The organism is Clostridium septicum (assembly GCF_003606265.1).
In the GTDB taxonomy this organism is placed as follows: Bacteria; Bacillota; Clostridia; order Clostridiales; family Clostridiaceae; genus Clostridium; species Clostridium septicum.
Genome location: NZ_CP023671.1, coordinates 317949 through 331694, shown reverse-complemented (window position 1 = coordinate 331694; position 13746 = coordinate 317949). Strand labels below are relative to the sequence as shown.

Below are 13746 nucleotides of genomic sequence, written 5' to 3'. Positions count from 1 at the left end.
ATGTTACAATATTTTTGTGGTATATTACTTCTATAATGAAGGAATAGAATTTGATTATTTTAAAAACAATATTCATGAAATAAAAAACTAACATCTAAAGAAGTTAAAAATTATTAGAAGAAAATAATATAGAAACAACAAATTATAGAAACCTTTAGGAGGCAAATAATATGGATGAAAAGTTAATGGAAGTATCATTTGGATTAATAGCCAATGCAGGTGAGGCAAAAGCTTTAGCTTTTGATGCAATAAGTAAATCAAAAGAAGGAAATTTTGAAGAAGCTAAAACTTTAATTGAAAAATCAAAGAAAGAGATGCATAAAGCACATGCATTTCAAACTGAACTTATAACCAAAGAGGCCTCTGGTGAAAATGTTGTAGTAAATGTTTTATTAGTTCATGCGCAAGATCATTTAATGAATTCCATGAACTATCAACAATTAGCTGAAGAATTTATAACATTATATGAGAGAATTGATAAAATTGAAAAAAGCATATAATATCTAAAAATAAAGAGTGTTTTATCAAAAATATGGTTTACTAATTATTTTTGAGATACTCTAAAAAATAGCACCTAGTAAGAATACTTAATTTTACTAGGTGCTATTATTATATATAATTATATTATCTTTTTTATGAAGTGTAATCTTTATTTTTATAGTAATATTTAAATATTACATTTTACTTTAAATGGAATGAAAAGTAATTTAATTCAATAAAGTACAATTAAATGGATAATATTGTTTTAAATGGTTTGCATATGGGAATTGCAGTTAAATGGAGTAAATTACTTAAAAGTATAGTTAAAATTAAGTAATAAATGGAAAGCCAATTTTACTAAAAGCCTTTTCAATAGTACAATGGCAATTAATTGGCAATGAAAAGGATTTAGGGAGGTAATTACAAATGAAAATTAATGTGTCACTAAGACAGGAGGTATATAGAGATGATGCAATAAATTTAGTTAAGTGGTTAAGAGATAAAGAGGTTACAAAGTATTTAAATGAAGATAAATATGCTAGTGAAAATATTGAAAATCTGCTTAATACAATAAATATTCCAATACTCACTCACTTATTTAATAATAATGGAAAATTTCAAATTATTAATAATAATAAAGAAGCTATTGGTTTTGTTAGATTGGTACCAAAAGGAAATAATGCAGAAATAGTAATAGCTATTGGAGAAAAGGAGTTATGGGGAAAAGGATATGGAAAAGCTGCAATTATAGAAAGTTTAAAGCAAGCATTTTTTGATTGGAGAGTAGATGAGGTTATTGCCAAAATTAGAACTAAAAATATTAGATCAAGAAGAGCCTTTGAAAGTATAGGATTTAAAGAAAATAAAATTTTACAAAATGAAATAATTTATACAATGAGTATATATGAGTTTTTAAAACTTGCAGCTTAAAAAAATTTCCTTTATTGCAATTAAATATTTAATACTGTATAATTGAAGTAATTAAATATTGTCAATTATAGGTTCTTAGATAATTTTATCTAAAGATTAAAAGGGAAAGTGGTGAAAATCTACTGCAGCCCCCGCTACTGTAAAAGCTGACGAATCTCTAAATGGATCCACTGACATTATGTTGGGAAGGAAGAGAAGAGGATGAAGCTTAAGTCAGGAGACCTGCCTATAGTTATGTGCTATCCTTCGGAGGGAAGATAATTAGCAAATGAGCAAAGTTATGTTAAACACGCCTTTAGATTGTTTAAGACTTAAAATCTAATGGTTTATTAAGTTTGTCTTTTGTTAGAATGATTGGTGTCCTAGAAGTTATAGGATGCCTTTTTTATTTTAAATTTCAAATTTTAACGATTAATAAAGGAAGGAATTTTTTATTTTATGAAAAAAGCAATATTAGTAGTAAGCTTTGGTACGAGTTATTTAGATGTGTTAAAAAAATCTATCGAGAAGGCAGAAAATCAAATAGCAGAACAGTTTAAAGAGTATAAGGTTTTTAGAGCATTTACAGCTCATATAATTATAAAAAAATTAAAAGAGAAAAACGGAATATTTATTGATACACCAGAAGAGGCTTTAGACAAGCTATATAAAGATGGCTTTGAAGAAGTTATAATGCAACCTTTACATATCATTCCAGGAGAAGAGTTTCAATACATAAAAAATGTACAAAAAATGTATCAGGATAAATTTAAGTCTTTAAGACTTGGAAGACCGATATTTTACTATCAAGGGATAGAAGATTTACCACAGGATTATTCAATTTTTATAGAAACTATAGAAGACCTATTAAAGGACAAAGAAGGGGTAGTTATGATGGGACATGGAACAGCACATTTTTCAAATGCTGTTTATGGATGTCTGCAAGCTGTACTTCAAGACCATGGATATGAAAATGTCTTTGTAGGAACTGTAGAAGGATATCCAACTTTTGATGTAGTTTTAAAAAGAATAAAAAGAAAAAATATTAAAGAAGTTACATTATTGCCTCTTATGGTTGTAGCAGGAGATCATGCTATAAATGATATGGCATCAGATGAAAAGGATTCTTGGAAATCAATGTTAGAAGCTGAAGGTATAAAGGTAAATATTTATATGCATGGACTAGGAGAAATAGATGCTTTTAATCAGTTATATATAAATAGAATTGAGGATATTATAGAAAATAGATATATAGATGCTGGGGAAACTAAGAAGGGTAGAAAAAATGAAAACAATAATAATTTCATCTAATTGTAGTGGTGGCGGAAAAACTACTTTTACATTAGGGTTAATGAAGGCTTTAAAAAATAGAAATTATAAGGTTCAAGGTTTTAAATCTGGTCCAGATTATATAGATACAGGTTTTCATACAGAGATAACAGGACAAAACTCTAGAAATTTAGATTTACATCTTATGGGAGAAGATGGTGTTAAAGCAAGCTTTTCAAGGGGAAATGGAGATGTAGCAATAATAGAAGGAGCTATGGGGCTTTATGATGGAATTGGAATAACGGAAGAGTGCTCAACTTATAGTATATCAAAGACCTTAAATAATGCTCCAATATTATTAGTAATAAGTCCAAAAGCTCAAAGTACCACTTTATGTGCAGAAATTAATGGAATTAAAGATTTTAGGAATGCAAATATTATAGGAGTTGTTTTAAACTCTATATCAGAAAGCTATTATAATTTATTAAAGAAAAATATAGAAGTAAATTGTAATTTAAAGGTTTTTGGATATATTCCAAAGGAAGAGTCTATTAAACTATCTAGTAGACATTTAGGTTTAGTTCAGAGTATTGAAGTAGATAATTTAAAAGATAAAATTCAAATATGCGCAGACTTAATAGAAAAAAATATAAATTTAGATGAATTAATTAAGGAATTTAAATATATAGAAAAATATGAAGATAAATTTCATATTGGAAATAAAAATTTAAAAATAGCAGTAGCTTATGATGAAGCATTTAGATTTTATTATAAAGAAAATTTAGAGCTTTTAGAAGAGGCAGGAGAAGTTATTTATTTTAGTCCTTTAAAAGATTCTAAACTACCAGAAAATATAGATTTTCTTTATTTAGGTGGAGGTTATCCAGAAGTATTTAAGGAAGAGTTAAGTAAAAATAAATCTATGCTAAATAGTATAAAAAATGCATTAGAAAGCGGAGTTAAATGCTATGGAGAATGTGGTGGACTTATGTATTTAACTGAAAAGATTGATAATGTGCCTATGGTTGGATTTTTTAGTGGAGAAAGTTGTATGACATCTAGGTTAAATAGATTTGGATATGCAAGTATAGAAGTTAATGGCATTAAAATAAATTGTCATGAATTTCATAAATCAAAAGTAGATTTAAATGAGAAAACAATATATAAGGTTTATAAGAATATGTATACAGGTGAGAAAAAAACATGGGAATGTGGTTATGAAAAAAACAACACATTAGCAGGTTATCCTCATATTCATTTCTTTTCTAATATGGAGTTTTTAAGATGTTTATTAGATAAATAAGGCGGTGAAAACATGAGTTATATAAAAAATCCTATGGAAATTGAAGAAACTAGCTTTGAAATTATAGGTGATGAAATGGGAAACCATGATTTTACGGAAGATGAATTAAAGGTAGTTAAAAGAGTAATTCATACAACAGCAGATTTTGAATATATGGAGTTAATAGAAATAAGTAAAGATGCTATAAATGTAGGCAAGGAAATATTAAAAAATAATCCTATAATATATACAGATACTAATATGGCTCTTTCAGGAATAAACAAAAAAGCTTTAGAAAAACTAAATGGAAAAGTAATATGTTATGTGAATTTAGAAGAAGTTCATAAAGAGGCAAAGGAAAAGGGCATAACAAGATCAATGGCAGCTGTAGAAAAAGCTTCAGCTGATAGTGTAGATATATTTGTATTTGGGAATGCACCTACTGCATTGTTTAAATTAAAGGAATTAATAAAGGAAAAAAAGGCAAATCCAAAGCTTATAATAGCAGTACCAGTTGGGTTTGTAGGAGCTAGTGAAAGTAAAGAAAACTTAGAGGAGCTTAATATTCCATATATAACAGTTAAAGGTAGAAAAGGCGGAAGTACAGTAGCAGCTTCTATTATAAATGCTCTTATGTATATGGTAGTTGAAAGGTAGTGATTAAATGACTGACCTTTATATAGAAAGTGGCTTTAAAAAATTAAGGTGTGGCTATACAACAGGTTCTTGTGCAGCAGCTGCATCTAAAGCTGCCACCTTTATGCTATATAATAATGAAACTTTAGAAAGTATAGAAATTGATACACCTAAAGGAATAACACTTAATATAAGAATAAATTCTATAAAAAGAGAGAATAATTCTGTAATAGTATCTGTTATAAAAGATGCTGGAGATGATTGTGACATTACTAATGGAATAGAAATTTTTGCAAAGGCAGAAAAACTAGATAAGGGATTTAAGCTTTTAGCAGCAGAAGGAATAGGTATAGTAACTAAAGACGGACTATTTGTAAAAAAAGGTGAAGCAGCTATAAATCCAGTTCCAAGGGCGGAAATAGAAAGAGAAGTAACATCTGTAGTTCCAGATAATGCTGGAGTTAAAATAACTATTTCTATACCAGAAGGAGTTGAAATTGCAAAAAAGACTTTTAACCCTAGGTTAGGAATTGAAGGCGGAATTTCTATTTTAGGAACTAGAGGAATAGTTTATCCAATGTCTGAAGAAGCTTTAAAGGATTCAATTAAGCTTGAAATAAATCAAAAAGCTATTAATAGGGAAAGGTTAGTTTTAACCTTTGGAAATATAGGAGAAAAATGTTCATTAGAACAAGGCTTTAAAGAGGAGGAAATAGTTATAATATCTAATTTTGTAGGCTTTGCTCTTGAATGTTGTGCAAATGTAAAGATTAAAGAAGTTATTCTAGTTGGGCATATAGGAAAGATAAGTAAGATAGCTTATGGTTGTTTTAATACTCATAGTAGAGTTTGTGATGTAAGGCTTGAAGTATTAGCTTTAGAGCTTACATTACTAGGAGTAGATAAAGCTTTAGTAGAAGAGGTACTAAAGCAAAAAACAAGTGAAGGTGCAGTTAAATTTTTAGGGGAAGGCTATGAGGCATTGTATAAAAATATAGGAGAAAAAATTAAAGCTAGAGCAGAACTTTATACTTATGGAGAAATGAAAGTAAAGCCTTTAATATATTATGGATTTTCAGATTATCATATTTTGTATAATTCTTTAGAGGAGTAAAGAGATGATTTATATAGTAGGATTAGGACCAGGAAATATAGAATATATCATGCCTAAAGCAGTAACTATTTTGAAAAAAAGTAAAATTATATTGGGATTTTCAAGGGCAATAGATTCTTTAGATTTTATAGAAAATAAGAAGAGAAAAGTAAAGACTTTAAGAGAAATAATAGATTTTATAAAGGAAAGCAAAGAAGAGGATATTTCAGTTGTAGCTTCAGGGGATCCAACCTTTTATGGAATAAGTGATTATATAGGAAAAAACTATAAAGGTGATTTAAAAGTTATTCCGGGTTTAAGTTCATTTCAGTATTTAACTTGCAAAGTTAATAAAAGCTGGAGTAATGCCTATACTGGAAGTTTACATGGAAGAGAAGATGATTTTATAAAAAAGGTAAAAGAAAATTCAGTATCCATTTGGCTAACAGATAATAAAAATACACCAAATAGTTTATGTAAAAGTCTTATAGAAAATAATGTAAGTTCAAAAGTTATAGTTGGTGAAAATCTATCTTATGAAGATGAGAGAATATTTTATGATACTCCTAATAACCTATTAGAAAAAGAATTTAGCAATTTATCAATAGTTATTGTAGAGCAATTATAAAAGTAGGGAAAGGAGAAAAATATGATTTTAATTAAGGATGAAGAATTTATTAGAGGAAATTGTCCTATGACCAAGGAAGATATTAGAGCTTTAAGTATTTGGAAAATGGATTTAAATGAAGATTCTAAAGTTTTAGACATAGGTTCTGGTACAGGAAGTATAACTATTCAAGCATCTAAAATTGCATTTAAAGGACAAGTTTATGCAATAGAAAAAGCTTTAGATGCTATAGAAGTAACAAAAAAGAATATAGAAAAATTCAAAGGTGAAAATATAAAATTATTTGAAGGTGAAGCAGTAGACATTTTGGATAATTTTAAAAAAGAAAATTTAAATTTTAATTCTATATTTATAGGTGGAAGTTCAGGAAGCTTAGAAAAAATAATTTTAGGTAGTAACGAATTAATTAAAAATAATGGAACAATAGTTATGAATTTTATAACTTTAGATAATGCTTATAAGGCAATAGATTTAATGAAAACTTTAAATTACAAAGTAGATATATCTATGGTTAATATAAGTAAAAATAAAGGGGATAGCTATATGATGATAGCTAATAATCCAATTTACATAGTTAAATGCACAAGGAGAGAAAAATAATTATGGCAGTATTATATGGAATAGGTGTAGGTCCAGGAGATAAAGAATTAATAACTATTAAAGGTGTAAGAGCTATAGAAAATTCGGAAGTAATAGTAGCTCCAAGTGCCATAGATGATGGAGAAAGTATAGCTTTAGAAACAGTAAAAGATTATATAAAAGAAGGATCAGAAGTAATAGTTAAACATTTTCCAATGGGAACTAAAGATAGAGTTTCGAAGGCAAAGGAAGCTTATGATTTAATAGAAGGAAAATTAAAAGAAGGAAAAAATGTTTCATTTTTAACTATAGGAGATCCTTATGTATATAGTACATATATTCATTTATTAAAGCATATTGAGGAAAGAGGTTTTGAAGTTAAAACAATTCCTGGAGTTACTTCATTTTGTGCAGCAGCTAGTATAGTTGATAGAACTTTAGTTGTAGGAAATAATCCTCTTATGATTTTACCAGCAACAAGAGTTAAGGATATTAAAGATGAAAAATATGTTGTTATTATGAAAGTCTATAAACATGAGGAAGAAGTACTTAATGTTTTAGAGGAAAAAGGCTTTAATTATGTATACGTTAGCAAAGCTGGAAGAGAAGGCCAAAGAATATTAGAAAATAAAGAAGAAATAATAAACTCTAGAGAATATATGTCTTTAATATTAGCAAGTAAAGAGTAGGTGAATAATATGGTTTATTTTATTGGAGCAGGACCTGGAGATGTTGATTTAATAACTGTAAAGGGAAGAGATATATTAAGTAAGGCAGATATAGTTATATATGCAGGTTCGTTAGTGAGTAGTGAACATTTAGAGTTTTGTAAAAAAGGTGTAGAAACTTTTAACTCTGCCAAAATGACTTTAGATGATGTAATTAAAGTAATAAAAGAAAATAAAGATAAGTTAATAGTTAGGCTTCATACAGGAGATCCTTCAATTTATGGAGCAATAAAGGAACAAATGGATGAACTTTCTAAATTAAATATAGATTATAAGGTTGTACCAGGAGTTAGTTCATTTACAGCAGCAGCATCTGCTATTAATAGGGAATTTACACTTCCATCAATAACTCAAACAGTAATTTTAACTAGAGTAGAAGGAAGAACTCCAGTACCAGAAACAGAAGATTTAGAGAAATTAGCTTCTATTGGAGCATCTATGGCAATATTTTTATCAATATCAATGATAGATAAAGTTGTAGAAAAATTAAGAAAGGGTTATGGGAGAAATGTGCCTATAGCAGTTGTAGAAAGAGCAACTTGGAATGATGAAAGAGCTATTATTGGAACTTTAGATGATATAGCGGAAAAGGTTAAAGAAGCTGGTATTAAAAAGTGTGCTCAGATATTAGTTGGAGATTTTATAAACTGTGAATATGAAAAAAGTCTTTTATATGATAAGAGATTTACTCATATGTATAGAGAGGCTGAAAAGTAATTATGATAGGTGTAATAAGTGTTACGGAAAAGGGAGATATACTAGCTGAAAAACTTAGAGGAAATTTAGATATAGAAATATATAAAAAATCTGAAATAGGAGATTTTTCATTAGATAAAATAACTAACATATCTTTTGAAAAGTATAATTCTATAATTTTTATAAGTTCAACAGGCATAGCAGTTAGAGCTATAGCTAAGTATTTAAAGGGAAAAGATAAAGATCCTGCAGTTGTAGTTGTTGATGTATGTAATGAATTTTCAATAAGCTTAGTGTCAGGACATTTAGGTGGAGCTAATAATTTAGCTAGAAAAGTATCAAAGATATTAAATAACACTTTAGTTATAACTACAGCAACAGATAATTTAGATCTTTTAGCACCAGATACAATAGCTATAGATAATAACCTTGTAATAAAGGATTTAAAAATGGCTAAAATTATTGCAAGTAAACTTGTAAATAATGAAGGTGTTTATTTTAAGGATGATAAAAAAGAAATAGCTTGTCCAAAAGGTTATACAGAAGTAGAAACTTTAAAAGAAAACACTCTATGGATTACTAATAAATATGAAGAACATAAGAAAGTATTGAAGCTTATAAGAAAGGACATAGTTTTAGGAATAGGCTGTAGAAAAAATACAGATGAAAAAAAGCTATATGATTTTGTATCAATTGTATTAAAAGAAAATAATCTGTCTTTAGATTCAATAAGGTATATAGCTTCAATAGATGTTAAGAAAAGTGAAAAAGCTATTTTAAATTTAGGTAATACTTTAAAATCAGAAATGAGATTTTTTACTAAAGAAGAAATAGCTATAGTTGAAGACCATTATGAAGGAAGTGACTTTGTAAAAGGTGCAGTAGGAGTTAAATCTGTATGTGAACCTGTTGTAGAACTTTTAAAAGCTGAAATAATAGTTAGTAAAATAAAAAATAATGGAATGACATTAGCTATTGGAATTTTATAATTTGAAGGAGAAAAAAATATGGGGAAATTATATGTTATAGGCATAGGGCCAGGTGGTCTAGATCATATTACGATGAAGGCACTAAAAGCAATAGAAGAAAGTAATATTATAGTTGGTTATACAAAATATGTATCAATGATTAAGCCTCTTATAGGGGAAAAAGAAGTTTTTCAAACTGGTATGCGTGGAGAAGAAGATAGATGTAGGGAGGCTTTAAAGCTTTCAAAGGATAATACTGTTGCTCTTATAAGTACTGGAGATTCTGGAATTTATGGAATGGCAGGATTAATATTAGAGCTTAAAAATGATGAAAATGTAGAAATAATACCAGGGATAACAGCTTCAAGTGCAGCAGGATCAGTAGTAGGAGCACCACTTATGCATGATAATTGTAATATAAGCTTAAGTGATTTAATGACTCCTTATGAAGATATTAAAAAGAGAGTTAAATTAGCAGCAGAAGGTGATTTTGTAATTTCATTATATAATCCTAGAAGTAAGGGAAGACCACATTATTTAAAGGAGTGTATAGAAATAATAAAAGAATATAGAGATTTAAATACTCCAATAGCCGTTATAAGAAATGCATTAAGAGATGAAGAAAGCTACAATTTATTTAAACTTGGGGAATTTGATGAAACTGTAGTTGATATGCTTTCAATAGTTATAATAGGAAATTCAAAAAGCTATATAAAAGATGGAAAATTTGTTACTCCAAGAGGATATTCAATATGATAGCTTTTATTTTAGGTACTTCAGAGGGAAGAGAGATTTTATCTCTAATAAATGAATATACAGATAAAATAGTAGTATCTACAGCAACAAAATATGGTGGAGAGCTTTTAAAGAATTTTAAGATTCTCCATATAAATGATAAGCCTTTAAACGAAGAAGAATTTAAAGAGTTATTTAAAAAGTTTAATATAAAAGTTTTAGTAGATGCATCTCACCCATATGCACAAGAAGTAAGTAAAACTTCTATTAAAATTTGTAAGTATATGAATATAGATTATATAAGATATGAGAGAGAAGGATATTTTAATAAAGTTTCTGAAGACAAAAATATAATTAAAATAAATGGATATGAAGATCTAAAAGAAGCATTAAAAAATATAGAAGGAAATGTATTAAATACAACAGGAAGTAATAATGTAGGAAATATTATGAAACTTAATCTTAAGAATAGAGTAATACATAGAATACTTCCATCAGTTCAGGTTTTACAAAAGTTAATAGATTCTGGTGTTGATATAGGTGATATTATAGCCATTAAAGGACCATTTGGATATGAAATAAATAGTGGAATTATTAAAGAGTTTAAAATAAAAGCTTTAATAACTAAGGACAGTGGTATAGAAGGAGGTATTAAAGAAAAAGTAGAAGCTTGTATAAATAATGGAGCTAAAATCATTGTCATAAACAAACCAAAGATAAATTATGGTCAAGCATTTAATAATGTTCATAGGATGATTGATGCCATAGTAAAAAAATATAAATTATAGGGGAGAAAATAATGAAAAAATCAGGATTTTTAGTATTTACGTTATTATTATCAATTAGTATTCCTTTTAATGCTTATGCAATGCATATAGCAGAAGGGTATTTAGCTTTAAACTGGTGTATATTCTATTTTATATTATCAGCACCATTTATAATTTTAAGTATTAAAGAGCTTAGAAAAACTATTAAAAGAAATAGCGATATAAAGATGCTTTTAGCTCTTATGGGAGCATATGTATTTATGATGTCAGCTCTTAAGCTTCCATCAGTAACAGGAAGTTCATCACATCCAACAGGAACAGGACTTGGAGCAGTAGTATTTGGACCAATGGTAATGGTTGTTATTTCAGCAGTTGTATTATTATTTCAAGCACTTTTACTTGCTCATGGTGGTTTAACTACTTTAGGAGCCAATGTATTATCAATGGGGATTGTAGGACCTTTTGTAGCATATTTTATATATAGATTATTTAAGAAGAAAAATGAATCAGTAGCAGTTTTTTTAGCATGTGCTTTAGGAAATTTATTAACTTATGTAGTTACATCAATACAATTAGCATTAGCATTTCCTTCAGCAGATGGAGGAGTAATTGTATCAGCAGTTAAATTTTTAGGCGTTTTTGCAGTAACTCAAGTTCCTTTAGCTATAGTTGAAGGTATAGTTTCAGTAGTTATCTTTGATTTTATAAAGAAACATTGTAGACAAGAACTTTCAGAATTAGAAGGAGGGCTATTATAATGAAAAAGAAAAATTTAATTTTATTTGTAATTTGTATTTTACTAATTGTAGGTCCTTTTATAATAAGCAGAAATGGAGAATTTGCAGGAGCTGATGAACAAGCAGAAGGTTTAATAACAGAAATAAATTCAGATTATGAGCCATGGTTTGAAAGTCTTTGGGAACCACCATCAGGAGAAGTTGAAAGTTTTCTTTTCTCAATGCAAGCAGCAATAGGAGCAGGATTCATTGGATATTTTGTAGGAAAGAAAAAGTATGATACGGGAAATAAATCTGTATAGCTTAAATAGCAAATATGCATATGTACATCCAATAGAAAAAATACTTTTAGTTTTAATATCATTAATAATTTGTAGCTATATAGAAAATATATATTTAATAACAGGTAATATAATATTTTTTATATTGTTAAACTTAATTGCAAAAAATCCATTTAAAATAATAAATAAGTTTTTAGTAATAGCCATAGTATTTTCAATATTTACTACTATAAGCTTACTGTGGCAGGGGTATTCATTGAATTATATTATACTGATATTAATAAGAGGAATTAATGGAGCTATAACAATAAGTTTTTTAGCCTTAACAACGCCTATAAACCATATAGTTTGTGTAATGAGTAGGTGGGAATATATAAGGGATGTAGCAGATATTATTAAATCTATGGAAAGATTTATAATAATTTTAGAAGATGATTTAACAATAACTTTTAATGCTATAAAATCAAGAGGTGGCTTTAGTGGATTTAAAAATAGTGTAAAAGATTTTGGAAATGTATTAGGAGTTTCCTTTAAAAACTTAGTATTTAGATGGAGAGAAATAAACTTAGCATTAAAAAATAGATGCTATATAGGAAGACATAATTATAGTTATAGTTTTAAAATAAGTAAATTAAGATTAAGTTTTTTATTAGTTTATATATTAGTATTAGGTTTTATAAATATTTTATAGTTAATAAAGAGGATGCTAAAATGCATCCTCTTTATTTATTCATATGAATTTAAAAGACTTTTCTTAAAGAAAGAATTATTAATTTTAGAAATATATCATACTAAAATTATAAAACACTAAGTTAATAATCTGTTCTTTATCCTTTTAGTAAGCATACAGCACCAAAAAACTATTATAATACCTAATATCCAACCGATGTTTAAAGATAGAAGATTTATATCATTAAATATTTTATTAAGAAAAATAAGTAATACAAATATTGCACCAGTAGAAGCACCTATAATAAAACGTTTAAAAATACTATATTTTGTTTCAGATAATTTAAAGCTATTTTTACCCACATAATTTATAAGGAATATTGCAATTATAAGAAGTATTAAAAAGTGAATAACCATAGATAAAGTAAAAGTATAGGTTAATGCAAAGTTACCATTTATAATTTTAGGTAAATAGAACACTATAAAATCTAAAGTTAAAATAATTCCTAAAGATTGTATTAGTATTATTAAAAACTCTTTTATCTTATTAAATATAGATGTTTTAGGATTTACAGCAGATATAATTTCATCAGTGAATTTTTTAAAATCATTTCCAATTACACTTTGTATATCTTTTTTATCTTTTTCACAGTCAAAGAATATTGTAAGAATATCATTAATTACCTCTTCTTGTTCTATTTCATTTAATTTGCTTACTCTTAAATAACATACAATATCAGTGAATATTTTTTGATTTTCACCTGTAAGATTTTTACTGATTTTGATATTTTCATTTCTCATAGAATATAAATTTGACATATTATTTTCCTCCATAATTACTAAATATATTGTCTATATTTTCTCTAATGCTACACCAAATCTCATAGAATTCTTTTAATTCTATTTTTCCTTCATTTGTTAAATTATAATATTTTCTTTTAGGACCATAGGCCGAAGCTCTTTTTATAGAAGTTATAAAATTATTTTTTTCAAGTCTAAGAAGAATTGGATAAATAGTTCCTTCACTAATTTCAGAAAATCCATATTCTTTAAGTCTTTCTGCAATTTCATAACCGTAAGTCTCTCTATCAGCTATTATTTTTAGTATACATCCTTCTAATGTTCCTCTAAGAAATTGAGATTTATCTGCCAAATTTCTATCACTCCTTACTATATTGCAGTGCAAGATACTGTAGCTATATTGTACTACAAAGTAGTTGTAATATCAATTAATATTTGTGAATTTTATAAAACTTTAAAAGTGTAACAAATGTTACAGATTAAATCTG

The 13746-nt window shown here is 27.2% G+C and carries 18 protein-coding genes and 1 riboswitch; of the genes, 16 read left to right on the top strand and 2 right to left on the bottom strand.

Annotated elements, in window-relative coordinates; all coding sequences use genetic code 11:
• Window positions 1-170: 170 nt before the first annotated feature.
• From CP523_RS01505 to CP523_RS01430, 16 genes are all read left to right on the top strand, one after another.
• A complete protein-coding gene (locus tag CP523_RS01505; protein WP_066675638.1) occupies window positions 171-500 on the top strand; it encodes a PTS lactose/cellobiose transporter subunit IIA in 330 nt (109 codons plus the stop codon).
• Between the two features lie 406 nt (window positions 501-906).
• On the top strand, window positions 907-1410 hold the full coding sequence (locus CP523_RS01500; protein WP_066675633.1) for a GNAT family N-acetyltransferase: 504 nt from the start codon (window positions 907-909) through the stop codon (window positions 1408-1410).
• Window positions 1411-1462: 52 nt separating this feature from the next.
• Window positions 1463-1654, top strand: a riboswitch (cobalamin riboswitch).
• A gap of 194 nt (window positions 1655-1848) precedes the next feature.
• The gene (locus CP523_RS01495) at window positions 1849-2700 is read left to right on the top strand and encodes a sirohydrochlorin cobaltochelatase (RefSeq protein ID WP_120140428.1); all 852 of its coding nucleotides are present in this window, start codon (window positions 1849-1851) and stop codon (window positions 2698-2700) included.
• Window positions 2675-3961 (top strand): cobyrinic acid a,c-diamide synthase CobB, encoded by a 1287-nt coding sequence (locus tag CP523_RS01490; RefSeq protein ID WP_066675628.1) that lies wholly within the window; start codon window positions 2675-2677, stop codon window positions 3959-3961. Before CP523_RS01495 ends, CP523_RS01490 begins: the two co-directional genes overlap by 26 nt.
• 12 nt (window positions 3962-3973) lie before the next feature.
• Window positions 3974-4597 (top strand): precorrin-8X methylmutase, encoded by a 624-nt coding sequence (locus CP523_RS01485; RefSeq protein ID WP_066675627.1) that lies wholly within the window; start codon window positions 3974-3976, stop codon window positions 4595-4597.
• 7 nt (window positions 4598-4604) lie between these two features.
• The gene (cbiD, locus tag CP523_RS01480; protein WP_120140427.1) at window positions 4605-5690 is read left to right on the top strand and encodes a cobalt-precorrin-5B (C(1))-methyltransferase CbiD; all 1086 of its coding nucleotides are present in this window, start codon (window positions 4605-4607) and stop codon (window positions 5688-5690) included.
• Between the two features lie 4 nt (window positions 5691-5694).
• Window positions 5695-6297, top strand: coding sequence for a precorrin-6y C5,15-methyltransferase (decarboxylating) subunit CbiE (gene cbiE / locus CP523_RS01475; protein WP_066675625.1), 603 nt, complete (start codon window positions 5695-5697; stop codon window positions 6295-6297).
• Between the two features lie 21 nt (window positions 6298-6318).
• Entirely contained in the window at window positions 6319-6897 is a 579-nt protein-coding gene (cbiT, locus tag CP523_RS01470) for a precorrin-6Y C5,15-methyltransferase (decarboxylating) subunit CbiT (protein WP_066675623.1), read from the top strand.
• Window positions 6898-6899: 2 nt separating this feature from the next.
• Window positions 6900-7565 carry a cobalt-factor II C(20)-methyltransferase gene (locus CP523_RS01465; RefSeq protein WP_066675621.1) on the top strand — a complete coding sequence of 222 codons (666 nt, stop codon included), beginning with the start codon at window positions 6900-6902 and terminating at the stop codon, window positions 7563-7565.
• Window positions 7566-7574: 9 nt separating this feature from the next.
• Entirely contained in the window at window positions 7575-8321 is a 747-nt protein-coding gene (gene cobM / locus CP523_RS01460) for a precorrin-4 C(11)-methyltransferase (RefSeq protein WP_066675620.1), read from the top strand.
• 2 nt (window positions 8322-8323) lie between these two features.
• Complete coding sequence (gene cbiG / locus CP523_RS01455) at window positions 8324-9289, top strand: cobalt-precorrin 5A hydrolase (RefSeq protein WP_066675618.1); 966 nt, start codon at window positions 8324-8326, stop codon at window positions 9287-9289.
• An 18-nt stretch (window positions 9290-9307) separates the two neighbouring features.
• Window positions 9308-10024, top strand: a complete 717-nt coding sequence (cobJ, locus tag CP523_RS01450; protein ID WP_066675616.1) for a precorrin-3B C(17)-methyltransferase — start codon at window positions 9308-9310, stop codon at window positions 10022-10024.
• Window positions 10021-10791: a cobalt-precorrin-6A reductase gene (locus CP523_RS01445; RefSeq protein WP_066675613.1), complete on the top strand. Its 771-nt coding sequence runs from the start codon at window positions 10021-10023 to the stop codon at window positions 10789-10791. Before cobJ ends, CP523_RS01445 begins: the two co-directional genes overlap by 4 nt.
• 11 nt (window positions 10792-10802) lie before the next feature.
• Window positions 10803-11528, top strand: a complete 726-nt coding sequence (locus CP523_RS01440; protein ID WP_066675611.1) for an energy-coupling factor ABC transporter permease — start codon at window positions 10803-10805, stop codon at window positions 11526-11528.
• Entirely contained in the window at window positions 11528-11809 is a 282-nt protein-coding gene (locus CP523_RS01435; protein WP_066675605.1) for an energy-coupling factor ABC transporter substrate-binding protein, read from the top strand. Before CP523_RS01440 ends, CP523_RS01435 begins: the two co-directional genes overlap by 1 nt.
• Window positions 11784-12479 carry a CbiQ family ECF transporter T component gene (locus CP523_RS01430; RefSeq protein WP_066675603.1) on the top strand — a complete coding sequence of 232 codons (696 nt, stop codon included), beginning with the start codon at window positions 11784-11786 and terminating at the stop codon, window positions 12477-12479. Before CP523_RS01435 ends, CP523_RS01430 begins: the two co-directional genes overlap by 26 nt.
• Window positions 12480-12595: 116 nt before the next feature.
• Here the strand turns inward: CP523_RS01430 and CP523_RS01425 are convergent, their stop codons facing one another.
• Together CP523_RS01425 and CP523_RS01420 are read right to left on the bottom strand one after the other, a co-directional pair.
• Complete coding sequence (locus tag CP523_RS01425; protein WP_066675601.1) at window positions 12596-13276, bottom strand: DUF1129 domain-containing protein; 681 nt, start codon at window positions 13274-13276, stop codon at window positions 12596-12598.
• A 1-nt stretch (window position 13277) separates the two neighbouring features.
• The gene (locus tag CP523_RS01420; RefSeq protein ID WP_066675599.1) at window positions 13278-13610 is read right to left on the bottom strand and encodes a PadR family transcriptional regulator; all 333 of its coding nucleotides are present in this window, start codon (window positions 13608-13610) and stop codon (window positions 13278-13280) included.
• Between the last annotated feature and the right edge of the window lie 136 nt (window positions 13611-13746).